Annotated in this window: 19 protein-coding genes; 7 read left to right on the top strand and 12 right to left on the bottom strand. The window is 61.7% G+C overall.

Annotated elements, in window-relative coordinates; genetic code table 11:
* Positions 1–54: 54 nt before the first annotated feature.
* The 7 genes from GA0061101_RS03525 to GA0061101_RS03495 all read left to right on the top strand — a co-directional run bounded on the left by GA0061101_RS03525 (position 55) and on the right by GA0061101_RS03495 (position 7187).
* Positions 55–870, top strand: a complete 816-nt coding sequence (locus GA0061101_RS03525) for an oxidoreductase (RefSeq protein WP_047637610.1) — start codon at positions 55–57, stop codon at positions 868–870.
* 40 nt (positions 871–910) lie between these two features.
* The gene (locus GA0061101_RS03520) at positions 911–1912 is read left to right on the top strand and encodes an NADP-dependent oxidoreductase (RefSeq protein WP_037195561.1); all 1002 of its coding nucleotides are present in this window, start codon (positions 911–913) and stop codon (positions 1910–1912) included.
* A gap of 141 nt (positions 1913–2053) precedes the next feature.
* Positions 2054–2728 carry a phosphoribosylanthranilate isomerase gene (locus GA0061101_RS03515; RefSeq protein ID WP_037195560.1) on the top strand — a complete coding sequence of 225 codons (675 nt, stop codon included), beginning with the start codon at positions 2054–2056 and terminating at the stop codon, positions 2726–2728.
* Positions 2725–3939, top strand: a complete 1215-nt coding sequence (gene trpB, locus GA0061101_RS03510) for a tryptophan synthase subunit beta (protein ID WP_037195558.1) — start codon at positions 2725–2727, stop codon at positions 3937–3939. Before GA0061101_RS03515 ends, trpB begins: the two co-directional genes overlap by 4 nt.
* 10 nt (positions 3940–3949) lie before the next feature.
* Positions 3950–4789, top strand: a complete 840-nt coding sequence (gene trpA, locus GA0061101_RS03505) for a tryptophan synthase subunit alpha (RefSeq protein ID WP_092573050.1) — start codon at positions 3950–3952, stop codon at positions 4787–4789.
* Positions 4790–4898: 109 nt separating this feature from the next.
* Positions 4899–5810 carry an acetyl-CoA carboxylase, carboxyltransferase subunit beta gene (gene accD, locus GA0061101_RS03500; RefSeq protein ID WP_092573049.1) on the top strand — a complete coding sequence of 304 codons (912 nt, stop codon included), beginning with the start codon at positions 4899–4901 and terminating at the stop codon, positions 5808–5810.
* 48 nt (positions 5811–5858) lie between these two features.
* Positions 5859–7187: a bifunctional folylpolyglutamate synthase/dihydrofolate synthase gene (locus tag GA0061101_RS03495; RefSeq protein WP_047637909.1), complete on the top strand. Its 1329-nt coding sequence runs from the start codon at positions 5859–5861 to the stop codon at positions 7185–7187.
* Between the two features lie 67 nt (positions 7188–7254).
* Here GA0061101_RS03495 and trxA read toward each other — a convergent pair whose 3' ends face one another.
* From trxA to GA0061101_RS03435, 12 genes are all read right to left on the bottom strand, one after another.
* Positions 7255–7575 carry a thioredoxin gene (trxA, locus tag GA0061101_RS03490; RefSeq protein ID WP_037195551.1) on the bottom strand — a complete coding sequence of 107 codons (321 nt, stop codon included), beginning with the start codon at positions 7573–7575 and terminating at the stop codon, positions 7255–7257.
* 75 nt (positions 7576–7650) lie between these two features.
* Positions 7651–11217 (bottom strand): double-strand break repair helicase AddA, encoded by a 3567-nt coding sequence (addA, locus tag GA0061101_RS03485; RefSeq protein WP_092573048.1) that lies wholly within the window; start codon positions 11215–11217, stop codon positions 7651–7653.
* Positions 11210–14401, bottom strand: a complete 3192-nt coding sequence (gene addB / locus GA0061101_RS03480) for a double-strand break repair protein AddB (RefSeq protein ID WP_092573047.1) — start codon at positions 14399–14401, stop codon at positions 11210–11212. The genes addA and addB overlap by 8 nt, the downstream gene beginning before the upstream one ends.
* Before the next feature lie 5 nt (positions 14402–14406).
* Positions 14407–15138: a nucleotidyltransferase family protein gene (locus tag GA0061101_RS03475; protein ID WP_092573046.1), complete on the bottom strand. Its 732-nt coding sequence runs from the start codon at positions 15136–15138 to the stop codon at positions 14407–14409.
* Positions 15139–15215: 77 nt separating this feature from the next.
* Positions 15216–16727, bottom strand: a complete 1512-nt coding sequence (tsaE, locus tag GA0061101_RS03470; protein ID WP_092573045.1) for a tRNA (adenosine(37)-N6)-threonylcarbamoyltransferase complex ATPase subunit type 1 TsaE — start codon at positions 16725–16727, stop codon at positions 15216–15218.
* Positions 16724–19309 carry a PAS domain-containing sensor histidine kinase gene (locus tag GA0061101_RS03465; RefSeq protein WP_037195542.1) on the bottom strand — a complete coding sequence of 862 codons (2586 nt, stop codon included), beginning with the start codon at positions 19307–19309 and terminating at the stop codon, positions 16724–16726. The genes tsaE and GA0061101_RS03465 overlap by 4 nt, the downstream gene beginning before the upstream one ends.
* Before the next feature lie 316 nt (positions 19310–19625).
* Positions 19626–21026 (bottom strand): adenosylhomocysteinase, encoded by a 1401-nt coding sequence (gene ahcY / locus GA0061101_RS03460; RefSeq protein ID WP_037195540.1) that lies wholly within the window; start codon positions 21024–21026, stop codon positions 19626–19628.
* A gap of 182 nt (positions 21027–21208) precedes the next feature.
* Positions 21209–21484: an HPr family phosphocarrier protein gene (locus GA0061101_RS03455; RefSeq protein ID WP_037195537.1), complete on the bottom strand. Its 276-nt coding sequence runs from the start codon at positions 21482–21484 to the stop codon at positions 21209–21211.
* A 17-nt stretch (positions 21485–21501) separates the two neighbouring features.
* The gene (locus GA0061101_RS03450) at positions 21502–21903 is read right to left on the bottom strand and encodes a PTS sugar transporter subunit IIA (protein WP_034481375.1); all 402 of its coding nucleotides are present in this window, start codon (positions 21901–21903) and stop codon (positions 21502–21504) included.
* A gap of 154 nt (positions 21904–22057) precedes the next feature.
* On the bottom strand, positions 22058–22510 hold the full coding sequence (locus GA0061101_RS03445; RefSeq protein WP_037196129.1) for an HPr kinase/phosphorylase: 453 nt from the start codon (positions 22508–22510) through the stop codon (positions 22058–22060).
* Positions 22511–22518: 8 nt separating this feature from the next.
* The gene (locus tag GA0061101_RS03440) at positions 22519–24312 is read right to left on the bottom strand and encodes a sensor histidine kinase (protein ID WP_037195535.1); all 1794 of its coding nucleotides are present in this window, start codon (positions 24310–24312) and stop codon (positions 22519–22521) included.
* A 194-nt stretch (positions 24313–24506) separates the two neighbouring features.
* Positions 24507–25238: a response regulator transcription factor gene (locus GA0061101_RS03435; protein WP_197072741.1), complete on the bottom strand. Its 732-nt coding sequence runs from the start codon at positions 25236–25238 to the stop codon at positions 24507–24509.
* Positions 25239–25312 lie beyond the last annotated feature (74 nt).

Genomic DNA, 25312 nt, shown 5'->3' with positions numbered 1-25312 from the left:
GATAGTAACTTAGTTTTCATCGATGTTCCACGATAAAAATGAAAGCTGAGACAGATGAGCGGTAAAGAACGCGGCGTCGCCCTGGTTACAGGCGCTTCCTCCGGCATTGGGCTGGCAACCGCACGAGCGCTGCGGCGCAATGGTTACCAGGTGTTCGGAACCAGCCGCAAGCCGATGGCCGACACCTCCGATGGCGTGACGATGCTGGTTTGCGACGTCACTGACGATCGTTCGGTGCAGAGTGTGGTCGAAGATGTTGTGATCCGTGCAGGACGAATCGATCTTCTCGTCAACAATGCCGGGATCGGGTTGCTCGGAGGTGCCGAGGAGTCTTCTGCCGTACAGGCAAAGGCTCTGTTCGATGTGAATGTCTTCGGCGTCGTGCGTCTGACGAATGCGGTGCTGCCCATTATGAGACGCCAGCGAAAGGGCAGGATCATCAACATGAGCTCCATCCTTGGTCTCATACCCGCCCCCTTCAACGCCCTCTATGCATCGACCAAGCATGCGATCGAGGGTTATTCGGAATCGCTCGACCACGAGGTGCGAACGCAAGGCATTCGCGTCGTGCTGGTCGAGCCTGGCGTCACCCGCACGTCTTTCGAGGAAAATCTCACGCGTGCTGATCAGCCGCTTCCCATCTACGACACCATTCGCGCCGATGCGGAAAAGCTGATGCGGGAGATCGTCGAGACGGGAGATGCACCGGAGATCGTCGCCGACATGCTCGTTAAGGCGGCCAATGCGGCATCACCGAAGAGACGTTACACCGCAGGAAAGATGGCAGGCCAGGTCCGCTTCATACGCCGCTTCCTGCCTGAGTCATTCGTCGACAAAAATCTTCGGAAATTCAACAGGCTTCCGGCCTGAGCCGCTAGCGCCGCAACCTTAGGAAAAGAAAGTCAGTATCATGAAGGCATTCCTGATCGATCGCTATGCGAAAGGTGCTGCTCTGCGCTTGGGCGAGGTCCCCGAGCCGGAGTTGCGGGAAGACGAAGTTTTGGTCCGGATCCATGCTGCCAGCGTAAACCCGGTGGATGCAAAGATCAGGGACGGCGAGTTCAAACTTGTGCTGCCATACCGCCTGCCGCTGATCCTGGGCAATGACGCGGCAGGCGTCGTGGTTCGGGTCGGATCTAAAGTCCGGAAATTCAAAACCGGCGACGAAGTCTATGGACGCCCGGCCAAGGACCGTATCGGCACATTCGCGGAGTTCATTGCGATCAACGAGGCCGACGTTGCGATGAAGCCGAAGAACCTGACAATGGAAGAGGCGGCATCTGTGCCGCTCGTCGCCCTGACCGCCTGGCAGGCGCTTGTCGACCGGGCAAACCTGAAGAAGGGGCAGAAGATTCTGATCCATGCCGGCTCGGGCGGCGTCGGGGCGATTGCCATCCAGCTTGCCAAACATATCGGTGCGACCGTGGCGACGACGACAAGCACAGCCAATGTCGATCTGGTCAGAAGTCTCGGAGCGGATGTCGTCGTCGACTACAAGAAGGACGATTTCGAAAACGTCCTGCAGGGGTATGATGTCGTGCTGAACAGCCTTGGCAAGGATACGCTGGAAAAATCACTCCGCGTCCTGAAGCCGGGTGGGAAGTTGATCTCGATCTCCGGTCCGCCAGATCCGGAGTTTGCCAGGGAAAGCGGTTCCGGCTGGCTGCTTCGGCAAGCTATGCGCCTGCTGAGCTTTAGCATCCGCAGAAAATCCAAACGCCATCGCGTCAGCTATTCGTTCCTCTTCATGAAGCCGAGCGGCGGGCAGCTCGAGCAGATCGCCTCATTGATCGAGGCAGGAGCCATACGACCTGTCGTCGATCGGGTCTTTCCGTTCGAAAAGACCAACGAGGCGCTGGCCTACGTCGAGACAGGCCGTGCTCGGGGCAAAGTCGTCATCGCGGTGCGGTGAGGACTTTTGCCACATGAAGGCCATTGTATAGGTTTCAGGCCAAAGAGCACTGTTGCCCGCCGTCGCCTTCGGCAGCGCAAAATTCCCCCGCCTGTCGCCTTTAGGCTCGACTCTTTTGAAATTTCGTGTCACTCCGCTGCCATGAACCCCGATGTCAAAATTTGCGGTCTGAAGACGCCGGAAGCGGTGGATCGTGCGCTTGCGCGCGGCGCCACCCATATCGGCTTCATCTTCTTCGAGAAGAGCCCACGCTATATCGAGCCCGATCTGGCCGGCCGGCTGGCCGAGCGCGCTCGCGGCAAGGCAAAGATCGTTGCCGTCACGGTCAATCCCACCAATGACGATCTCGATGAGATCATGTCGCTGGTGCAGCCGGATATATTGCAGCTCCACGGCAATGAAAGCCCGGAGCGTGTCTTGACGATCAAAGCGGTCTATAATGTCTCCGTCATGAAGGCCATGTCGGTGCGTGACGCCGACGATCTGAAGCGGGTCGAATCCTATATCGGCATTGCCGACCGCTTCCTGTTCGATGCTAAGCCGCCTGTCGGCTCGGAGCTGCCGGGTGGAAACGGCGTGTCCTTCGATTGGGGCCTGATGAGCTGGCTCGACGATCGGGTCGACTACATGCTGTCCGGCGGCGTCAACAAGGATAATGTCGCGCTCGCGCTGGCATCCACCAAGGCCACGGGCATCGATCTTTCCTCCGCCGTCGAAAGCGCGCCGGGTGTGAAGGATCTGGGTAAGATCGACCAGTTTTTCGACGCATTTGCAGAAGCATGTCTGCCGGAACCGGCAGCAGGGAGTAGAGAGTGAACCAGACGCCAAAACTGAATTCCTTCCGCGCCGGCCCCGATGAGGACGGTCGTTTCGGCATTTATGGCGGCCGTTTCGTTGCCGAAACGTTGATGCCGCTGATCCTGGATTTGCAGGAGGAATGGAACAAGGCGAAGAACGATCCGGCCTTCCAGGCGGAATTGAAATCTCTCGGCACGCATTATATTGGCCGCCCGAGCCCGCTTTACTTTGCCGAGCGCCTGACGGCCGAACTTGGCGGCGCGAAGATCTATTTCAAGCGCGAAGAGCTGAACCACACCGGGTCCCATAAGATCAACAACTGCATCGGCCAGATCCTGCTGGCCAAGCGCATGGGCAAGACCCGCATCATCGCCGAAACCGGCGCGGGCCAGCATGGCGTCGCTTCCGCGACCGTTGCCGCCCGTTTTGGCCTGCCCTGCGTCGTCTACATGGGCGCGACCGATGTCGAGCGGCAGGCGCCGAACGTCTTCCGCATGAAGCTGCTGGGTGCCGAGGTCATTCCGGTGACGGCCGGCAGCGGCACGCTGAAGGATGCCATGAACGAAGCCCTTCGCGATTGGGTCACCAATGTCGACGACACCTATTACCTGATCGGAACGGCCGCCGGCCCGCATCCCTATCCGGAAATGGTTCGGGATTTCCAGGCTGTGATCGGCACGGAAGCCAAGCAGCAGATGCTGGAGGCCGAAGGCCGCCTGCCGGATCTCGTTATCGCGGCCGTCGGCGGCGGTTCGAATGCGATCGGCATCTTCCATCCCTTCCTCGATGATGAAGGCGTCAAGATCGTCGGCGTCGAAGCCGGCGGCAAGGGCCTTGAGGGCGACGAGCATTGCGCCTCGATCACCGCGGGCTCGCCCGGCGTGCTGCACGGCAACCGCACCTACCTGCTGCAGGACGATGACGGCCAGATCAAAGAGGGACATTCGATTTCGGCCGGCCTCGACTATCCCGGCATCGGCCCGGAACATTCCTGGCTGAACGATATCGGTCGCGCCGAATATGTGCCGATCATGGACCATGAGGCGCTGGAAGCCTTTCAGACGCTGACGCGCCTCGAAGGCATCATTCCGGCGCTGGAGCCGAGCCATGCGCTCGCCGAAGTCATCAAGCGCGCCCCGAAGATGGGCAAGGACGAGATCATCCTGATGAACCTCTCCGGCCGCGGCGACAAGGACATCTTCACCGTCGCCAAGATTCTGGGAATGTGAGTTAGACGCCATGACCGCACGTATGGACAAACGCTTCGCCGCTCTGAAGGCTGAAGGCCGCCCGGCACTCGTCACCTATTTCATGGGTGGCGATCCCGATTACGACACCTCGCTCGGCATCATGAAGGCGCTGCCTGAAGCCGGTGCCGACGTCATCGAGCTCGGCATGCCCTTTTCCGATCCCATGGCCGACGGCCCGGCGATCCAGCTTGCCGGCCAGCGCGCCTTGAAGGCCGGCCAGACGCTGAAGAAGACGCTGCAGCTCGCCGCCGATTTCCGTAAGACGGATGCCGATACGCCGATCGTGATGATGGGCTATTACAATCCGATCTATATTTACGGCGTCGAAAAGTTCCTCGATGACGCCCTTGTCGCCGGCGTCGATGGCCTGATTGTCGTCGACCTGCCGCCGGAAATGGACGACGAACTCTGCATTCCCGCCATCAGGAAGGGCATCAACTTCATCCGCCTGGCGACGCCGACCACCGATGACAAGCGCCTGCCGACCGTTTTGAAGAACACGTCCGGTTTCGTCTATTATGTCTCGATGAACGGCATCACCGGTTCGGCTCTGCCGGATCCGTCGCTGGTGTCGGGCGCCGTTAAGCGTATCAAGCAGCACACCGACCTGCCGATCTGCGTTGGCTTCGGCGTCAAAACGGCAGAGCATGCCAAGGTAATCGGCGGCTCTGCAGACGGCGTGGTCGTCGGCACCGCCATTGTCAACCAGATCGCCACCAGCCTCACCAAGGATGGCAAGGCCAGCGCCGACACCATCCAGGCCGTCGCGACGCTTGTCCGGGGCCTGTCGACGGGAACCCGCTCGGCGCGCCTTGTTGCCGCCGAATAGTTTCCCCATATAGGCCATGTCTTCAAATCGTTGCGAATTGAAGACATGGCCTATGGGCATTAGGTGACGACTACGATATCGATTGATATGGTCGATTAGGAGTTTCGAATTGAACTGGATCACGAATTACGTTCGCCCGCGGATCAACTCCATGCTGGGCCGTCGCGAAATTTCGGAGAATCTCTGGATCAAGTGCCCGGAGACCGGCGAAATGGTCTTCCACAAGGATCTTGAGGACAACAAGTGGGTCATCCCCGCTTCCGGCTTCCATATGAAGATGCCGGCCAAGGCGCGCCTTGCCGATCTCTTCGACAATGGCGAGTATGAAGCCCTGCCGCAGCCGAAGGTCGCGCAGGACCCGCTGAAGTTCCGCGATTCGAAGAAATATACCGACCGCCTGAAGGACAGCCGCATCAAGACCGAGCAGGAAGACACGATCCTTGCCGGCGTCGGCAAGGTTCGCGGCGTCAAGCTCGTTGCCGTCGTGCATGAGTTCAATTTCATGGGCGGTTCGCTCGGCATCGCTGCCGGCGAGGCCATCGTCAAGGCATTCGAGCGGGCGATTTCAGAGAAATGCCCGCTGGTCATGTTCCCGGCTTCGGGTGGCGCGCGCATGCAGGAAGGCATCCTGTCGCTGATGCAGCTGCCGCGCACCACGGTTGCCGTCGACATGCTGAAGGAAGTCGGCCAGCCCTATATCGTCGTTCTGACCAATCCGACGACCGGCGGCGTCACCGCCTCCTACGCCATGCTGGGCGACATTCATCTGGCCGAGCCGGGCGCGGAAATCTGCTTTGCCGGCAAGCGCGTCATCGAGCAGACGATCCGCGAAAAGCTGCCGGAAGGCTTCCAGACCTCGGAATACCTGCTGGAACACGGCATGGTGGACATGGTCATCAAGCGTCACGACATTCCGGATACCCTGGCCACGCTCCTGAAGATCCTGACCAAGGCGCCGGCAAACGACGTGTCCGCCAAGAGCAAGAATGGTGCTGCGCTGGCGATAGCGGCGAGCGCCTGATATCATCGATGGCGGAGGTGCGGGATGACGGCTATGGATCAATCCGCAATGAGCGAGGCAGCACGGGAGATTGACAAGCTGATGGGGCTGCACCCCAAGGGCTTCGATCTCTCCCTGGAGAGAATAACCCGGCTGCTCGATATCCTCGGTAACCCTCATAGGAAATTGCCGCCGGTGATCCATGTCGCCGGCACCAACGGCAAGGGATCGGTGACGGCCTTCTGCCGCGCGCTGCTCGAAGCCGGCGGTTACAGCGTCCACGTTCACACCTCGCCGCATCTCGTCAATTGGCACGAGCGCTACCGCATGGGCGTCAAGGGTGGCCGCGGCAAGCTTGTCGACGACGCCGTGTTCGCTGATGTGCTGCGGCGCATCGCCGACGCCAATGGCGGCCAGAAAATCACGGTCTTCGAGATCCTGACGGCAGCGACTTTCATCCTCTTTGCCGAGCATCCGGCCGATGCCGCCGTCATCGAAGTCGGCCTCGGCGGCCGTTTTGATGCCACCAACGTCATTTCCGATCCGGCCGTGTCGGTCATTATGCCGATTTCGCTCGATCACCAGCCCTATCTCGGCGATCGCGTCGAGCTGATTGCGGCCGAGAAGGCTGGCATCATGAAATCAGGCCATCCTGTTGTCATCGGCCACCAGGAATATGATGCGGCGCTCGACGTGCTGATATCGACGGCCGAGCGGCTGCGTTGCCCGACGGCCGTTTTCGGCCAGGATTTTTCCGCCCACGAAGAATATGGCAAGCTGGTCTACCAGGACGAGTTCGGCCTCGCCGATCTGCCGCTGCCGCGCCTGCCGGGCCGCCATCAATATGCCAATGCCGCCGCCGCCATCCGCGCCGTCAAGGCCGCCGGTTTCGTCGTCACCGAAGCGATGATGGAAAAGGCGATGACCTCGGTCGAATGGCCGGGCCGCCTGCAGCGGTTGACGGAAGGCAATCTGATGTCGCATGCACCCGAAGGCGCGGAGATCTGGGTTGATGGTGGCCATAATCCCGGCGCCGGCGAAGTCATCGCCGAAGCCATGGCCAATTTCGAGGAGCGCCAGCCGCGCCCTCTGTTCCTGATTATCGGCATGATCAACACCAAGGATCCGGTCGGTTATTTCAAGGCCTTCGCCGGTCTTGCGGAAAAGGTCTATTGCGTGCCGATCCGCGCCAGCGACGCGATGATCGATCCGGTCATTCTGGCGAACGCGGCCTATGATGCCGGCCTGGTGGCGGAACCGATGTCTGATGTCGGCGAGGCGCTGGATGCGATCAAGGCCTTCGTTGTGCCGAATTCACCCGCTCCGCGCATTTTGATCGGTGGATCCCTCTATCTGGTCGGCGACGTTCTTGCCGATAACGGCACGCCGCCTCGATAAATTGGATCAGGATCAATAAAAAAGCCCGGTCGAGCCGGGCTTTTTTATTCTATTCAGTCGATACCTATCAGGATGCGCTGGAAATCCAGCTCTGCAGGGCGGTCTTCGGAGCGGCGCCGACCTTGATGTCAGCCACTTCGCCGCCCTTGAACATGGCAAGCGTCGGGATCGAGCGAACGCCGAACTGGGCGGCCAGTTCCGGATTTTCGTCGATATTGAGCTTGGCGACCTTGACCTTGCCTTCAAACTGTACGGCGAGCTCTTCCAAAGCCGGAGCGATCATCTTGCACGGACCGCACCATTCGGCCCAGAAATCAACGACGACGGGCTCTGCGGACTGCAGGACTTCAGCAGTGAAGTTGGAAGTATCGACTTTAACGGTAGCCATAGGCTGCTCCTTTACCAGGATTTGCGGTTGCTATGTATGTGAGGGGGCGGCGCCTGAATTTCAATGTCCGATATTTCACTTTGTCTGGAGCTCCGCAAGCGCCAATGCAAGGGCGTCGTCGGACAGCGTATAGATCGAAGCGTTTTCGGTATAGACCAGCAGGCAATCGATGCGTTTTCCCGGATAGAGCGGCGAAAGGACGGAGCGGTAGATAGCAAGCTGCGCTTTGTGCGCGAAGGGAATGTCCCGCTCACTGCCCGGGGGCACGCGATTCGTCTTGTAGTCCAGGATGACGATGCGGTCGTCGAGTACCGCCAGACGGTCGATGCGGCCCGAGACGGCGTAGGACTGGCTGCCGAGCGTCAACGTGCCCATGATCGAGACTTCGGCCTGGGCATGCGCGCTGAAGGTGCCTTGCAGGTCCGGGTGCGAGAGTAGCGCCATGACGGAGCCGATCAATGCTTCCCGCTCGGCCTGGGGCCAGAAGCGCGCGGCGCGTTCGGCGTAGCGCCGCGCCGCGTCGGCGCGATCCTCCGGCGCGATATCAGGCAGTGTCTGCAGCATGCGGTGGATGAAGCGGCCCTTCTGCAGAGCGTGGTCGGACTTCGCTTTCTCGCCGAAAAGCGCCGAAGTGACGAGCAGATTGTCGGCCTCATCGTCGATGACGGTGCCGACCCCAGAGGGGCTGAGCGGCCGGGGAAGGTTCCTCTGCGGCGGCAGTGGTCGGCTGAGTCCCGCAGGCAAGCCCGCGCGCTCCATCAGTTTCTCCGGCTCCGGCATGATTTCGAAATCGAGCTTCACTTGCGCAATTCGCCAGCTCAAGCCCTGCCAGTCACCATCAGCGCCGGAGAAAGTCCTCAACGTACAATGCTGCTCGTCCTGGCGCAGCGCCGCCGAAATCATCGCGTGCCATGTATCGCTGTTTTCGCGGATGCCGCGGTAGCCGCAGATGATCAGCCGGTCGGCAGCGCGCGTCATGCCGACATAGAGCAGGCGACGATATTCTTCCTCGGTCAGCGACTGCAGCCGCGCCGTATCGGCCTGCGTCAGCGAATTGGCAAGCGCGGAGACCGGCACCCAGACCGGCAGCGGGATCTGGTCCTTGCCGGTTTCGATCAGCCGCATCTTCGGCAGATGCGTATGGGTAAAGGCCTTGCCGCCGCCGTCGACGAGGAAGACGATCGGCGCTTCCAGCCCCTTCGATGCATGCACCGTCATGATCCGCACTTCGTTGCGGCCCTTGTCCTGCTCGCGCTTGACGGTTGGTGCTTCCAGTTCCAACGTCGAGATGAAGGATTGCAGGCCGGGCAGGCCGCCCGTCTCGTGATCCAGCGCGAAGGTCAGGAATTCGTCGAGGATGTCGCTGACCTCGGTGCCGAGCCGCGCCAGAAACTGCCGCCGGCCGCCGAAGCTGCCGAGCACGCGAGCGTAGAAGTCATGCACCGCCAGGCTTTTCGACAAAGCAAGGAAGGTCTTCAGCTGTTCGACGGCCCGGCTAAAGCGGTCATGGCCGTCTTCGGCGAACCGTTGCAGATGGCTCCAGACGCTCTCGTGGTCATCACGATAAGCCGCGACCGCGAAGACATCCTCTTCGCTGAGGTCGAACAACGGGCTTTTCAGCAGTGCGCAAAGCGAAAGATCGTCTTCCGGCAACAGCAGGAAGCGGCCGAGCGCCAGGAGATCCTGAATGGCGATATGGCTGGTCAACACCAGCCGGTCGGCACCGGCGACGGGAATGTTGCCGCGCCGTTTCAGGGCGCGGGTCAGCGCGTTGACGAAGCTGTCGCGCTTGCGCACCAGCACGAGAATGTCGCCGGCTTCGATGAAGCGGGCCTTGCCTTTTTCGATGATCGTCTCTCGCCCGATGAGGTTGCCGATCGTCTGCGCCATCCGCCGCGCCAGGATGGCGGGCGGTGCGCTTTCCGGCGTCGAATCGAAAGGTGCCGTCCAGTCCTCCTCCTTGGCAGCCGGTTCCGGCGCGATCATCTCCCAGAGATCGACGGCGCCGGGATGGCCGATGCGGCTGGAGCGGTGCACCACCGGCTCGTTGACGGCGCTGAGCCCCCTAGCGTTCTCCGGGCTGGTGAAGATATGGTCGACGGCGCCGAGCACATCGGCCGTCGAGCGGAAGGACAGCGGCAGCCGAATCGACGAGAACCGCAGGCCGCTGGCATCCACCCGTCGGCGGGTGCGATCGCTTTCCTCGGAAAAGCGCTCCGGCCGCGCGCCTTGGAACGAATAGATCGATTGCTTCTCGTCGCCGACGGCAAAGATCGTCCGCAGCGTCGGCCGCGCGCTTTCGCCGGCGAAGAAATCCTCCGCTAGCGACTGGATGACGCTCCACTGGATCGGGCTGGTATCCTGTGCCTCATCGACAAGGATGTGATCGATACCCTTATCCAGCTTATAGTGAATCCATGGCCCGACGCCCTTCTTGTTGAGAAGGTCCGCCGTGCGGGTGATGAGATCCTCGAAATCGAGCTGGCTGCGCCGCTTCTTCAGCTCCTCATAGTCTCGGTTCAGCCGGTCGGCGAGGATAAGGGCAGCGCGGGTCGCCCGGTACATCCGCATCAGTTTCAGCCGGTCGCGGCAGGCAACGACATGAGCGCGTGCCGCCGCCACTGCATCGGAAAGTGCCGGAGCGTCCGCCAGCATCGCCTTCACAAAAAACTGGCTGTCCGATTTCGGTTCGCCTTTCGCGGTCAGCATGACCTTTTCGAGTATCTCGGCGCGGGCGATAGCATCCGCCTCGCGTTTGGCGAGGCGCAGCGCATAAGCGATCTCCTGTGCTTTTGCACCGCCCTTCTGATCGGCGAGCGTGAGATAGAGCTCCAGCGTCGCACCGAAGAGGCCGGGAAGCGGCCAGTACTGTTCCGCAATGCCGGCTTCCGTGTCGTCGGCGGAAAGTCCGAGCCGCGCCAGCAGCGTCGCTTCAAGGCCGCCCTGTCGCTCCGCCGCTTCGGTAAAGCGGCGGATGGCGTTGCGTTTGGCGACGATATCGCCGAGCAGCGTTTCCAGGCCCGATTCATCGCCGAGATCGAGCACATAGGCAAAGGCTTGTGCCAGCTCGGCATCGCCGTGCGGCGTCGCGGAGGCCAGCAGCGCGCGGCGCGCATCCTCGAGTAGGGTCGCCGCCGCACGGTCGTCGAGAACGGAGAAATGCCCGGCGACATTCGCCTCGAGCGGGAATTGATGCAGCAAGGCCTCGCAAAAGGCATGGATCGTCTGGATCTTCAACCCGCCCGGCGTCTCCAGCGCCTTGGCAAAGAGCCGACGCGCCTCGGCAAGCTTGAAGATATCCGGTTCCGCGCCCTCGATATCGGCGATGCGCGTTTTCAACTCGTCGTCCGGCATCGTCGCCCAAGTTGCCAGCCGGTCGAAGACGCGGTTCGACATTTCGGAAGCGGCGGCCTTGGTATAGGTGAGGCAGAGGATGGCCGAGGGCCGGGCGCCAGATAGCAGCAGGCGGATGACGCGCTGGGTGAGCACATGCGTCTTGCCCGAGCCGGCATTGGCCGAAACCCAGGCCGAGCGTTCGGGGTCCGAGGCGATGGATTGCTGGATCGTCGTCCAGCTGATCCAGACGCCGGGGTCGTCGCTGTCGGGCAGGCCGGCTGGTTCGCTGGCGGAAAGCTCACTCATCGCCGCCGCCTTCCTGTTCGCTTTCCGCCGTCGACCATTCCGAAACGCGGGCGAGGTGATCGTAATCGCCGCCATATTCGAACTGCTGGGCGGGGATCAGCCGCGAGGAAAAGCCCTTCTCGCCGGATTGCAGCAGCGAAACGAATTTGACGAACTGGTCCATCGCTTCCTGCGCCAGGTCCATAGCCGACTTTGTTTCCGTCTTGCCGCCGCGGCTGGAATGTTCGTTGTTGACCTGATCGACCCTGAAACGATCGCCCGGCCGCAGCCGCACGTAAAGCAGGTTTTCGGGAACCATCGCGCCGATATTGCGGAAGGCACCCTGTCTGAGCGCATAGGCTTCCAGCGCCAGCTGCGGGTCGAGCAGCGCGCGGGCCTGCGGCGGCGAGGGATTGTAGCCCGTCTTGTAGTCGATGATATCGGCCGCCTTGTCGCTCTTGATGTCGATGCGGTCGGCGACGCCAGTCAGCCTGACGCCGATGGGCTCGATCTCGACACCGGCCGGCACTTCCGTCGCCGTCTTGCGAACCTCCGGCCGTCGTTCCGCTTCCCAGGAGAGAAAGGCGCGAGCCACTTCGCGAAAGCGCGGCCGCCAGACGCTGTCGATATGGTCAGGCAGCCGCTGTGCATCGAACAGCTCAGCGATGATGCGATCCATAGCCAGCGTCGCATCCGGTGTGCCGGCAATGTGGCCTTCACGAACGAAGCGGTCGATGATCTTGTGATAGAGCGTGCCGCGCTCGGCCGGGCCGGGATCGCGATTGAACGGATCGACCGGATCGAGCCGCAGCACGCGCCGCGCATAGATGGCATAAGGGTCGCGACGCAGGCGGCCCACCTCGCTGAAGGAATAGCTTTTCGGCTGCAGTTCAGCGGGCGGCTTCGGCGCCGGCCGCAATGCCGGGGCCTGATTGTCGCCTTCGTCGATCAGGCCTGCCCAATGGCGGTATTGATCGCCGCGTGCCTTCAATACGGTTTCCAGGTCTTCTCCACCGAGTGCGATCAGCCGCTGCAGCCACCGGGAGGCGACCGTCGGCGTCGAACCCTGGCGCAGCGCGCGCGAATAGATGAGGTCACGGGTGCCGTTTGCCATTTCGAAATCGTGGGCAAGCTGGCCGATGCGCCGTTCCGGCGGCTCAAGGCCGATCTCCGTCTTCATCGTGCGCGAGATGAAGGGATTGTTCGCCGTCTGTCCGGGCCATGAGCCTTCATTCAAGCCGCCGAGGATCAGTGTGTCGACGCTCTGCAGGCGCGCTTCAAGCGTGCCGAAGATGAAAAGGCGCGGGTGGCTGAGAGCCCGCGGCTTCACCGCCTGTCCCACGCAGAGGGCCGTCATGATGTCGATCCATTGCGGCCCGTCCGCCTCGAGCTGGCCTTCGGTATCGATGACTTCCTTCAGCAGGCTGGCGAGCGTATCTCCGGCTTCCCCGGACCAAAGCGCCGCCAGATCACCGCGCTCGTCGGTCGCGACGGCTTCGAGCGTCCGGCCGGTGCGCTCGGCCCATTCCGAAAGGGTAGGTAAGCCGTCGGCCGTCTGCAAGGAGAGTGCCGTCACAAGCGGCTCACATGCCCTGGTGACCCTACTCGCCAGCTCGCGTGCATGCTCCACCGATTCGGGGGGAAGCGATTTGCGCCATTGCGGCGCGTGGCGGTCGTTCGCCTGTTCGGCGAGCCTGATATCGAGCAGCGCTTCCAGCGTGCCGATATCGACATGGGTGACTCCGCCCCTGAGCGCCAGGATTTCCAGCGCGTCGACGCCGAGCCGGTGCGTCTGCGACGGCAAGCCGAAGCGAGCGAGGGGATGCTTGAGCAGCGAGACGATGGAGACGGGATCGCCAGGGCGGAGCGTCGCTTCGAGCAGCAATTGCAGCAGCGTACCTTGCGGCATGGCCGAAAGCGGCGTGCCGGCCGAATCGTCGGCGGTGATGCCGAAGCGGGATAGCTCTGCGGTCACGCGCCTTGCGAGGTTGCGGTCGGGCGTGATCAAGGCGGCCTGGCTTTCGCCGCCATTGCGTCCCGGCTTCTCCAGCGCCAGTCGCAATGCGATTGCGATTGCCGTCGCTTCCTCGCGCTCGTTTGCCGCCTCGATCAGGGCGACATCGGCGAAGGCGCCGGCTATGGCATCAGGAGCAAGCGTCTTGTGCCAGCTTCCCCAGCCGCTCGTCGCCTCTGCCGGCGCCAAAGCGCGCGACAGGATCTGCGCCCGCATCTGCATGCTCTCCGCCGCCTCGGCAACGGTTTCGACATCGTGACGGGTGGCATACAAGCGCTTCAGCAGCAATGAAAGGCCGTATTGCGGATGGCTGCGCGTGGTCGGATCGGACCTTTCGCCGGCGACTGTTTCCGGCGCGACGAGCTGCCAGTGCTCTTCCGGCATCGAAAGATCGAGTCCGGGCAGGACGATCACCCCCTGCGGCAACGAGGCGACGGCCGCGATCAGCTCCGCAGTTGCCGGCACCGAGCCGGTCGAACCCGCGACGATCACCGGTCCCGGATGCTGCGTTGCGGCAATCCGCTGTGCTTCGGCGCGAAGGATGGCATTGCGATTGCGGGCGGCGGAGGACTTGCCGAGCTCTTCGAGGCGCGCCGGCCAGAAGGCGCTGGCGATCCGCAGAAATTCGGCCGTCAGCTGCCACCAGAGCGCATGCTCTTCGGCGTTGAGACTGGCAAGCTCGCTCCAGTCGCGATCCTCGGTCTCAAGCGAATCGATAAGCTCGGCGAGATTGCGCGCCAGCCATATGGCATCGGCCGGGCTTGCGGGGGCGACGAGCGGTGAATCGGAATGGATGTCGCGCACGATCTGCGGCAGCTTGTTGCGCCAGGCAAGGATCAGCCGCGCCAGCTCCAGAAGCCGCGACGTATTGGCAAGCGGCTGCGCCAGATCGGCCGTATCAGGCAGGGTTTCCTCGAAATAGCCGCTGTCGTCATCGGTTTCGCCGAGCGGGCGAATGACTGGCAGGATGGCGGAACGACCGCCGAGCAGATCGACGAATTCCGAGCGCAGGACACGCGCCGCGCGCCGTGTCGGCAGGAAGATGGTGACCCTGGCGAGCGACAGCGGATCGTTCGGATCATGGCGGAAATGCTCGGTCAGCCGGCCGTCGCAGAGAGCGGCCGCAAGGGTCTTCAGGAAGGGCAGGCCTGTCGGGATCGTCAGGATGCGTTGACGGTGGCCGCCTGCCATGGGCCTCACGCAAACGCCCGGAAAGTCCGGATCGTTTCCTCCGCCTCGCCGACCGCCTCGGGTGTCCCCACAGTCAGCCAGTGACCTTCGAGCATCGTACCGTAGAGCCGGCCGCGGGCAATGGCCTTGTCGAAGTATATATTGATGTTGAAGGCGTCATCCGGTGCGTCGTCGAGGAGCGACGGATCCATCGCGATGGCGCCGGCATAGACGACGCCATCATGCGGCGCGTCTCGATAGCGCCGGAGCCGGCCGTCTTCAGCCATGCTGAAATCGTTCTTGCCGTTATGGCCCGTCGTTTTTTCCAGCTCGACGCAGAGCATGGCCATATCCATGCGGGAGGCGTCGTAGAATCCGGCTAAACGCTCAAGGTTCGTCGGTTCGCCTGGCCGTTCACCGATCCAGAACAGATCGGCATTCATTACGAAAACCGGGTCGCGGCTCAGCAGCTTGAAGCCTTTGACCAGGCCGCCGCCGTTGTTCATCAGCGCGTCCCGCTCGTCTGAGATCAGGATCTCGAGCCCGCGATAGCTACGCAGATGCGCTTCCATCTGGTCGGCATGGTGATGCACATTGACGACTGCACGCTCGACGCCGGCTTCGGCCAATGCGTCCAGTGCGTAGTCGATCATCGGCTTGCCGGCGATCTTCACCAGCGGCTTCGGGATGGTGTCGGTGATCGGCCGCATGCGGGTTCCGAGCCCCGCGGCCAATACCATGGCTTGCTTGATGGTCATCTCGTCTCGAACTCGTGATTCGGTCGCTTGCTTTCCTTTAGCACAAGGCCGGAAAGCCGTCGCCGGGTCTTCGGTTGCTATGCCCCGCCGATACCGGCTTTCTCGCACCATTCGCGCAAGGGAGCCAGCGCCTCATGCTCGAAGGCGACGGCGAGATAGGCGAGGGTGCGCGGCATGTGCTTGAGGTAGCCGGGTTTGCCGTCACGCTGCAGCAGCCGCACCCAGAGGCCGGCGAGCTTGCAGTTGCGCTGCGCCGACATGATGGCCCAGCTTTTCAGGAACTTGGCCTCGTCGAAGCCGCCTTGGGCATGCCGAAGTGCGAGGTAGTCCGATATCAGCTGATCGTGCAGATCGCGCTCGATCGTCACGCGCGCATCCTGCACGAGCGAGGCGAGATCATAGGACGTAGGCCCGATCATCGCGTCCTGGAAATCGATGAGACCGATGCGCTGAATGCCCTTTTCCGCCGCCCGCCAGATGATGTTGGGCGAATGCATGTCGCGCAGCAGCAGGTTTTTTTCCGCGTCATCAAGCTGGTCGATGAGCTGATCCCAGATCGCCAGATAATCGGCGCGTTCGGCGTCGCTGGCCGGGGTGCCGCGTTTCCAGGGCAGATGCCAGTCGAGAAGCAGCCGCGCTTCCATCTTCATGGCGGTCCGGTCGAAATCCGGAATGTGATGGGTATGATCCGGCGTCACCGGAATATCGTGGGGAATGGTAAGGTTGTGCAGATGTGCGAGGCACGCGACGCTGGCGCGATAGCGCTCGGCAATGGGCCTGCCATGCTCGTCGAGCACGCCATCGGTGCCGAGATCCTCGATCAGCAGGATGCCTTGCTCGTAGTCGACGGAGAAGATTTCGGGTGTGGCAAAGCCGTTCTCGCGGAGAATGTCGGCGAGAGCCACGAAGGGATAGGCATTCTCGGCGAGATGCGCGACCTTCGGATAGGGCTTGCCATCGAGCACCGCCGGTCCCTCCGGTAGTGGCGGCCAATCCATCAGGATCACACGGCTGCCCTCGCCACGCGGATAGATGGACTCATAGGCCCGCAGCGAGGCGTCCCCGGTCAGGAAGCGGCGCCGGGCGCCTGCATAGCCGCTAGCATCGAGAAAGGCGCGTATCGCCAGCACGCGCCGTATGCGCGCCATTTGCCTGGCCGGCGCCATGATCGTTGCCCGCCGCCCTTCGCCCTCATGTTCCAGTTTGATTATGATGCGCTCTTTCGGCAGCTCGCTTTCCGCCATTTCAGGCCACTCGACGAGGCAGATGCCGGTCTGCAGCGCTTCGTCGAAGCCGAGTTCCATCAATTCGCTGGGATCGCCAAGGCGATAAAGGTCAAAATGGGAGACGGGGATGCGCAGCTCATAGGACTGCACGAGCGTAAAGGTCGGGCTTGGTACGTCGAGTTCCGCGTCGTCGGCCATGGCACGCAGCAGCGCGCGTGCGAGCGATGATTTGCCTGCGCCGAGGTCGCCGGATAGCGCCACGCAGTCGCCCGCCTTCAACGCCAGAGCCAGATCCTCCCCAAGCTGGGCGGTGGCCGTATCATCTGCGAGGAAGAGGGAGATGCTGGTGTCGGTTGCTGTCATTCTGCTGCGACGGAGTGGGGCAGTCCGGCGGACGGAATACGGCAGGTCACCTTCGTTCCCTTGCCCGGCTCGCTTTCGATCGAGACCTGGCCGTCATGCAGGCTGACAAAGCTTTCCACGATGGAAAGGCCAAGGCCCGCGCCGCTGCGCTTGCCGCCCTTGCCGTTGGAAGCGAAGCGGTTGAAGACCGTGTGGATCAGATCTTCCGATATGCCGGGGCCGTTGTCCGCGACCGAGAAGACGAAGTCCGTGCCTTCGCGTCCGCATGTCAGCGCGATGGTTGATCCCTCGGGCGCGAAATTGGCGGCATTGGTCAGAAGCTTGAGCAAAATCTGCTTCAGCCGCTGCTGGTCGGCGACAATGGAGCCGAGATGGGCGGGTACGGTGATTTCCAGCGTCACGCCGCTTTCCTGCAGCCGGTCGGCGATCTGCATCGATACTTCGTCTAGGAGATCGCTGAGCACGATCTCGGAATAGTTCAGCCGCATGATGCCGGCATCGACCGTCGCCAGGTCGAGAATATCGTTGACCAGCGTCAGCAGCACCGACGACGAGGTGGAGATATGGTCGATATATTCGGCCTGCCGATCGTTCAGCGAGCCGATGCCGGGCGTCTTCAGGAGATCGGTGAAGCCGATGATGTTGGTCAGCGGCGAGCGCAGTTCGTAGGAGACATGCTGGACGAAGTCGTTCTTCAGTTCGTCCGCCTTCAGCAGCGCCTCGTTCTTCTCGGTCAGTGCCCGTTCGGCGCGCACGCTGTCCGTCTTGTTGACGAAGGTCAGCATGGTCTGCGCATTCGGCAGCGGAATGACGGCGTAATCGAGCACCAGATTTGAATAGAGCTCCAGCGTGCCCTGCGACGACGGCCGCTCGTCATCGAAGCTGGTGATCTGCTCGGCAAAGCGCTTCCAGCCGTCCGGTCGGTCGTAGGAGGGCGTGCAGGCCTCGGCCAGCGCCTGGATATGCGTGCCGGGTTTGGCTTGCGCCTCCGTGATGTTCCACAGAATGCGGAAGGCCGGGTTCGAAAGGCGGATACGGCCATCAGGCCCGAAGACGGCGACGCCTTCGGATAGGTGGTCGATGGTCTCGCCCTGCACCTTGACGAGCGTATTGTAGCGCGTCTCAAGGTCGACCTGCTCGGTCAGGTTCTCGAACACCCAGGTGGCGCCGCCCTGGGGATGCGCCGTGGCGAAAACCCTCAGAATCTGGCCATTGGGCAGGTGCCAGAGGTCGCTCTGCGTATCGAGCGCACGATAGACCGAAAGGACGCCGTCCTTCCATGTCTTCCAGTTCAGCTGCTCGGGCAGCTTCTTGGCGCCGCGCAGCCGGTCCAGGATCTCGCTATTATCGGGTCGCTTCTCGAGGAAGGCGATGTCGAGCTCCCAGAGCTGGACGAAAGCCTGATTGTAGAACTGCAGCCGTCTGTCGCCGTCGAAGATCGCAACCGGCGTCGCCAGATGATCGAGCGTCTCGGCATGGCTCTTCAGCGTACGCGCCAGCTCGGCCCGGACCGCTTCCGCCTCGGAAACATCGATGGCGATGCCGGCGGAGCCGCTCGGAGACTTTACGTCGATGACGTCGAAGAACGTGCGGTTGCCGTGTACGACCGTCGAAATCTTGTCGTGGAAGGGCGATTCCGGGGTCGCCGAAGCGCGAATGCGCTCGCGGGCCACGGTCGTCAGGAATTCGCGCCCCTCGCGGATGGCTTCTTCCGTCGAGACGGCTTCAACAGCTTCGCCATAGGCCTGGTTGATCCAGGTCAGCTTGCCTTCGGCATCGCGCTGCCAGACCGGCAGGTCGATGGCGTCGAGCAGATTCTGGAAGGCGGAGATCGACGTCATCAGCCGGTCGCGCTCGATCTTCAGCTCGGCCAGTTCGGCGCGCAGATTATTGAGCGCGATGAAGCGAACGAAGGCGCGGCCGCCGGAAATGCGGCCCTGCGCTTCGAGGATCTCGTCGCGGTTGGTCTCGACCACCATGTCGAAGCTCTGGCCGTTGCCGCGCAGCTTGTCGATCGCCTTGTCCAGCTCGCCGGCCGACCACGACTTCAGCCAGCGGCCGAAGGCAAGGAATTCGTTGTCCTGGGGCGCGCCGGTCTCGACCGGGAGCTGGCCGAGCAGCTCCGGGCGCGCATTCTGGCCATCCCAGATGACGATACGGCGGTTCTTGTCGGCGATCAGCGCCTGATACTGGGAAATGCGTTGATTGGCATCGGACAGCGCCGTGCGGATCTCGCGGCTTTCGTTTTCCAGATTGCCACGCTGCCGGACCATCCACACGGTCGACAGCAGAGCGGCGGAAATGACGCCGATGATGATGGAAAAAACAGCCATTTCGGAAGAGGTGAAGAGGCGCACGGTCGCCTGCGACGCGATGTTGCTCTGCGCGAGAACAGGACCCGCCAGGCCGGTAACGAGGCCACCGAACACGCTGAGCCGCAACAGACGGGTCAGCGAGGCCAGCCGACCCTTGTCATTCCCTCGCTTCGTCCGCGGTAAAAACATATATGCACCGCCCTGCCGCAACCACGCTGCCGCTCCGCGTAGCGCTGGCTGATGCAAGTTGTCTTCCCCTTCAGACATAAGAGGTCTGTCTCCGTCCTTCAGAGCAGGATGCCGAAAAGTGTAAGCGGTTTTCGGACGACATCATGCTCTACTTATTTGATTGGAGAGCGGATTCAGATGTTAGGTCGAGCCGACCCAACATCATCCGGCTCTACTGTGCCGCATCCTGACAAGACATCCCATTTTCATGGCTCCGGGCGCGCCGGTTCGTCACGAATCAAGTTCAAAAACAATACTGCCTAAGGGAATCTGCGGGAAGGGAGCTGGCCAAAAAATAAGCCCCGGCATTTGTCAATGCCGGGGCCACAAGATGTTGTGGATATTGATCTTAAAATCAGTATCTGTAGTGGTCGGACTTGAAAGGACCTTGGGTCGTGACGCCGATATACGCGGCCTGCTCGTCCGAAAGCTCGGTCAATTTTACGCCGAGCTTGGCGAGATGCAGGCGGGCGACCTTTTCGTCGAGGTGCTTCGGCAGCACGTAGACCTGATTCTGATACTGACCGGGCTTGGTGAAGAGCTCGATCTGCGCCAGTGTCTGGTTGGTGAAGGAAGCGGACATGACGAAGGACGGATGGCCGGTGGCGTTGCCGAGGTTCAGCAGGCGGCCTTCCGACAAGAGGATGATGCGGTTGCCCTTGGCGAACTCGATCAGGTCGACCTGCGGCTTGACGTTCGTCCACTTCAGGTTACGCAGAGCGGCAACCTGGATTTCGTTGTCGAAGTGGCCGATGTTGCCGACGATCGCCATGTCCTTCATCGCGCGCATATGGTCGATGCGGATGACGTCCTTGTTGCCGGTCGTGGAGATGAAGATATCGGCGCTGGAGACGACGTCTTCGAGCTGAACGACTTCGTAACCGTCCATCGCAGCCTGGAGCGCGCAGATCGGATCGACTTCCGTAACCTTGACGCGGGCGCCGGCGCCGGAAAGCGAAGCGGCAGAGCCCTTGCCGACGTCGCCATAGCCGCAGACGACAGCGACCTTGCCGGCCATCATGACGTCGGTGGCGCGGCGGATGCCGTCAACCAGCGATTCCTTGCAGCCGTACTTGTTGTCGAACTTCGACTTGGTGACCGAGTCGTTGACGTTGATCGCCGGGAAGGGCAGCAGGCCCTTCTGGCTGAGCTGATAGAGGCGGTTGACGCCCGTGGTGGTTTCTTCGGTCACGCCCTTGATGGCGTCGCGCTGCTTGGTGAACCAGCCCGGCGAAGCCTGAAGGCGCTTCTTGATCTGCGCGAAGAGGATTTCCTCTTCTTCGGAATGCGGGTTGGAGAGCACGTCCTCGCCGGCTTCGGCGCGGGCGCCGAGCAGGATGTACATGGTGGCGTCGCCGCCGTCGTCGAGGATCATGTTGGACAGGCCGCCATCGGTCCACTGGAAGATCTTATCGGTGTAGATCCAGTAGTCCTCGAGGCTTTCGCCCTTGATGGCGAAGACCGGCACGCCGGAAGCAGCAATCGCTGCAGCGGCATGGTCCTGGGTCGAAAAGATGTTGCAGGATGCCCAGCGAACCTCGGCGCCGAGCGCCACCAGCGTCTCGATGAGAACGGCTGTTTGAATCGTCATGTGCAGCGAGCCGGTGATGCGCGCGCCCTTCAGCGGCTTCGTTTCGCCGAACTCGGCGCGGCAGGCCATCAGGCCCGGCATTTCGGTTTCGGCGATCGTGATTTCCTTGCGACCGAAGTCGGCAAGGCCGATATCCGCGACGACGTAGTCTTTTTCAGTGCTCATGAAGATCTCCAGCCTGAACGATGCAACCGCGCCGTGGGCAAAACGCCTCGGCCGAATGCAACAAGAATTGCACGCTGACAGCGTGTGGGATGATGCCGTGTAGCAGGCTTCAGGCTGGAAATCAATAATGATATAAAGAAGTCTTTATGTCTTTATATCCTGGCGGCAGCCAAGAGGAAAACTTAGATTTCCTCGCCGAACTTGTTGGCCACAAGCAGGTCCAGCGCCTCGAGCGCTTCGGCGGCCTGATTGCCGCTCGCCGTCACCAGCACGCTGCAGCCGGGGCTGGCCGCCAGCATCATCAGGCCCATGATCGAATTGCCGCCGACCGTCGTCCCGTCCTTGGAAACGGTGATGGCGGCGTCGTAGGCTTCGACGGTCTGGACGAATTTGGCGGAGGCGCGGGCGTGGAGGCCTCGCTTATTGATGATCAGGAGTTCCCTGGAAAGCTCGGTCATAGAGGCGGTGCTGTCCGTCATTTGCCGCTGAGCACACGGCTGGCTACGTTGATGTATTTGCGTCCGGCCTCCGAAGCTTCAACCAGAGCCTTCTCCATGTTGTTGTCGCCGCGCACGCCTGCAAGCTTGATGAGCATCGGCAGATTGACGCCGGCGATGACCTCGGTATGGCCGCTATTCATGACGGAAATTGCAAGATTGGAGGGCGTGCCGCCGAACATGTCGGTCAAGATGATGACGCCGTGGCCATCATCCGCGCCGGCGACGGCTTGCAGGATATCCTGTCGCCGCTTGTCCATGTCGTCTTCGGGACCAATGGATACCGTTTCTATGAACTTCTGCGGACCAACGACGTGCTCGACCGCATGCCGAAACTCTTCAGCTAGCTTGCCATGAGTGACAAGCACAAGTCCGATCATGATATTACTGCTCCCATCGCATTACGCAAACAGGTGGCCAATATCGCAATGCAGCAATGTCGTCCACCGGTTGGGGGGACATCTTGGCGATGAAAAGACGAAGTGCAAGCTTAAAATACAGGATTTGAACGCCTGTGAAGGCTTAAAAGGCCGATTATTCCAAACTGGAAGCGATTTTCGCCATAATTGTTGCGAGCGGATTCACCGAGTTGGCAGACAGGCGGACCAGCGGCAGCCGGATGGAGCCGGTCACGTTTATCTGCTCGTCCTCGGGAGGCAGCCTTTCCGCCGTCGCTGGATCGACCGGACGGATGGCGAAGTGCATTTCGGCCTTCTGAACGTAAGGCAGGCGAACAATGCCGGTGTAGCGGATTTCCATCAGGCCGGCGATCGAAGGCGGGCATTCGGCGAAAATGGAACCATCGTGCTCTGTGATCAACACCCGGTCGTCGGCGACCAGCGCTGCGGCGAGCCCGAGCGGCTTGGCGGCTGTCAGACATGAAAAGGCGAGCGAGGATTTGCCGCTGCCCGAAGGCCCCAGGAACAATAGGCCGGTCTTGCCGATGACGATCGCTGTCGCGTGAATATTGGCTGCTTCGACGGTCATGCGGCCGCTCATGCCGGTGTCTCGGCGGGCAGAGACAGGATGAAGCGGGCGCCCAGCAGCGTTGTGCCGTCAGTGTCGATAATGTTCTCCGCGCGGAGCGATCCGCCATGCGCCTCGGCAATCTGTCGGCTGATCGACAGGCCGAGACCCGAATTCTGCCCGAACTCCTCCGAATCCGGCCGGTCGGTATAGAAACGTTCGAAGATGCGGTCGATGTCCTCGGCCTGGATGCCGGGGCCATTGTCCTCGATGTAGATGACGCAGCGCGTCCTCGTGCGCGTCAGCCTCACCGTGATCTTCCCGGTGCCGTTCGGGACGAAGGATCGAGCGTTTTCGATGAGATTGGTGACGATCTGGCCGATACGCAAGTCGTGACCGACGACGGTGAACTTCGCCTTGTTGGCCGGCTTGCGGTCGACCAAATACTCAATCTCGACTGCCCTCTTGCTGTGTCCGACCTGGCGGGAAATATCGATCATGTCGCGCAGCAGCACTTCCAGATCGAGCGATTTTTCATCCGAGCGGGCGAGTTCAGCGTCGAGACGCGAGGCGTCGGAGATATCGCTGATCAGCCTGTCGAGGCGGCGCACATCATGCTGGATCACATCCATCAGCCGCTTCTTGGAATCGTCGCTCTTGGCCAGCGGCAGCGTCTCGACGGCGCTGCGCAGGGATGTCAGCGGGTTCTTCAGCTCGTGGCTGACATCGGCGGCAAAACTTTCGATCGCATCGATGCGGTCGTAGAGCGCCGACGTCATGTCACGCAGCGCGATCGATAGGTTGCCGATCTCGTCCTGGCGGGCGGAGAAATCGGGAATTTCCTCGCGCTCCTTCGCCCCGCCGCGGCGCACGCGAATGGCGGCGGCCGAGAGCCGGCGCAGCGGATTGGCGATGGTTGACGACAGAAGCAGCGACAGGACGACGTTGACCAGCGTCGCAACGCCGAAGACGCGCATGATCGCCAGGCGCTCGGCATGGACGATCTTGTCGATGTCGCCGGCTTGGGTCGAGAGCAAAAGCACGCCGAGCACAGCCCGGAAACGCTGGATGGGCACTGCGACCGAGACGATCAGTTCGCCCTTTTCCGTGGTGCGGACGACGGCGCCGCGCACGCCGGTCAGTGCGTTCATGACTTCCGGATAGATCGAACCGTCGCCTCCGGGCGCTTCCTTGTAAACAGGCAGGTTGCCTGGCTGCAGCATCTTGTTCAATAACCCGCTGAACCAGTCCGACCAGCTCTGCTTCTCGTCGTCAACAGGCGGCAGGTCATAGCGCAGCACCTGGCCGCGGGAATAGAGGTGGCGGCTGTCGAGCAGCAGATTGGCATCGGCGTCGAAGATGCGGGCGCGGGTGCGTGTCGGCGAGATCAACCGGGTCAGCACCGGCGCCACCTTTTCCGGATCGATCGGGAATTCCAGGTCCTCGTCGTTCGGAACAGGCGTAATGCTCTGGCCGGCCTGCAGCTCGAGCAGCTTCTGCGGATCGATGGTGATGGAATTGGTGTCGACCGATGCCGAGGCGGAAACGGCACCGGCGATGATTTCGCCCTGGGTCAGCAGGCTCTCGACGCGCGCGTCGATCAGGCCTTCCCGGAACTGGTTGAGGTAGAGAATGCCGCCGACAAGAACGACAAGGGCGGCAAGATTGAAGAACAGGATGCGCCGCGTCAGGCTCGAAAAGACGGCATTGCCGAAGATACGGCGGATCAGCGTGAACGGATGAGTCCATCGGCGGCGCGCAGGTCGAGCGCCGCTCGGGCTTTCCGCGTCATCTATATCTCTGTCCTGCACCAGCTGTGCCAATCCAATGGCCCTTTCGAAGAACGGGATCGCGGTCCCGTCCGCATGCTCTTATTCCATTGCCCGCTGTATGGTCCAGTTAACTATTCGGGCATGATGCCGAAAGGTGTGAGGGGATTTCGGACGACGTCATGCCCTATTTCTGATTCCGGAGCGGATTCAGATTTTAGGTCGATCCGACCTAAAATCATCCGGCTCTAGGCAGCTTCGCGGAAGCGGTAGCCGACGCCATACAGCGTCTCGATCATATCAAAATCGAGATCGACCATCTTGAATTTCTTGCGGAGCCGCTTGATGTGGCTGTCGATCGTGCGGTCGTCGACATAGACCTGCTCGTCGTAGGCGGCATCCATCAGAGCGTCGCGGCTCTTCACGACGCCGGGGCGCTGCGCCAGGGAATGCAGGATCAGGAATTCCGTGACGGTCAGCGTCACCGGCTCGCCCTTCCAGGTGCAGGTATGCCGCTCCTGGTCCATGACGAGCTGGCCGCGCTCCAGCGAGCGGGCCTGCTGCGTGGCACCCGGCTTGGCGGCTGCGCTGCCGCCAGCTGCGTTCGCGGCCTCGCGGGCGGAAGCGCGGCGGAGCACCGCCTTGACGCGCTCGACCAGCAGGCGCTGCGAGAAAGGCTTGGTGATGAAGTCGTCGGCGCCCATCTTCAGGCCGAAGAGTTCGTCGATCTCCTCATCCTTCGAGGTGAGGAAGATCACCGGTATATCGGACTTCTGCCGCAGGCGGCGCAGAAGTTCCATGCCATCCATGCGCGGCATCTTGATATCGAAGATCGCCAGCTGCGGCGGCCGGGCGAGCAGACCATCGAGCGCGGACGCGCCGTCCGTATAGGTCTCTACCTTATATCCCTCTGCTTCCAAGGCAATCGACACGGAAGTCAGGATATTGCGGTCGTCGTCAACGAGCGCGATTGTCAACATGGTATTCGTCTCCGTCATCAGTGCGCGTCTCCCGGATTTGGAATCCAGCCCAGGCGGTTTGCCAGCTCGGTCGG

The sequence above is a fragment of the Martinezella lusitana genome (assembly GCF_900094565.1).
GTDB lineage: Bacteria > Pseudomonadota > Alphaproteobacteria > Rhizobiales > Rhizobiaceae > Rhizobium > Rhizobium lusitanum.
Note: the sequence above shows the minus strand (reverse complement) of the source record. Positions and strands in the feature narration are given on the sequence as shown.

Coding starts and splice junctions, on each gene's coding strand:
- GA0061101_RS03445 (WP_037196129.1), bottom strand. CDS start 22,510: ATGACCGTCGAAGCAGCCAATATTCACGCGACAGCGATCGTCATCGGC.
- addA (WP_092573048.1), bottom strand. CDS start 11,217: ATGAGTGAGCTTTCCGCCAGCGAACCAGCCGGCCTGCCCGACAGCGAC.
- ahcY (WP_037195540.1), bottom strand. CDS start 21,026: ATGAGCACTGAAAAAGACTACGTCGTCGCGGATATCGGCCTTGCCGAC.
- trxA (WP_037195551.1), bottom strand. CDS start 7,575: ATGGCTACCGTTAAAGTCGATACTTCCAACTTCACTGCTGAAGTCCTG.
- GA0061101_RS03525 (WP_047637610.1), top strand. CDS start 55: ATGAGCGGTAAAGAACGCGGCGTCGCCCTGGTTACAGGCGCTTCCTCC.
- GA0061101_RS03495 (WP_047637909.1), top strand. CDS start 5,859: ATGAGCGAGGCAGCACGGGAGATTGACAAGCTGATGGGGCTGCACCCC.
- tsaE (WP_092573045.1), bottom strand. CDS start 16,727: ATGACAGCAACCGACACCAGCATCTCCCTCTTCCTCGCAGATGATACG.
- GA0061101_RS03455 (WP_037195537.1), bottom strand. CDS start 21,484: ATGACCGAGCTTTCCAGGGAACTCCTGATCATCAATAAGCGAGGCCTC.
- GA0061101_RS03520 (WP_037195561.1), top strand. CDS start 911: ATGAAGGCATTCCTGATCGATCGCTATGCGAAAGGTGCTGCTCTGCGC.
- trpA (WP_092573050.1), top strand. CDS start 3,950: ATGACCGCACGTATGGACAAACGCTTCGCCGCTCTGAAGGCTGAAGGC.
- GA0061101_RS03475 (WP_092573046.1), bottom strand. CDS start 15,138: ATGACCATCAAGCAAGCCATGGTATTGGCCGCGGGGCTCGGAACCCGC.
- GA0061101_RS03515 (WP_037195560.1), top strand. CDS start 2,054: ATGAACCCCGATGTCAAAATTTGCGGTCTGAAGACGCCGGAAGCGGTG.
- GA0061101_RS03435 (WP_197072741.1), bottom strand. CDS start 25,238: ATGTTGACAATCGCGCTCGTTGACGACGACCGCAATATCCTGACTTCC.
- GA0061101_RS03450 (WP_034481375.1), bottom strand. CDS start 21,903: ATGATCGGACTTGTGCTTGTCACTCATGGCAAGCTAGCTGAAGAGTTT.
- addB (WP_092573047.1), bottom strand. CDS start 14,401: ATGGCAGGCGGCCACCGTCAACGCATCCTGACGATCCCGACAGGCCTG.
- GA0061101_RS03465 (WP_037195542.1), bottom strand. CDS start 19,309: ATGTCTGAAGGGGAAGACAACTTGCATCAGCCAGCGCTACGCGGAGCG.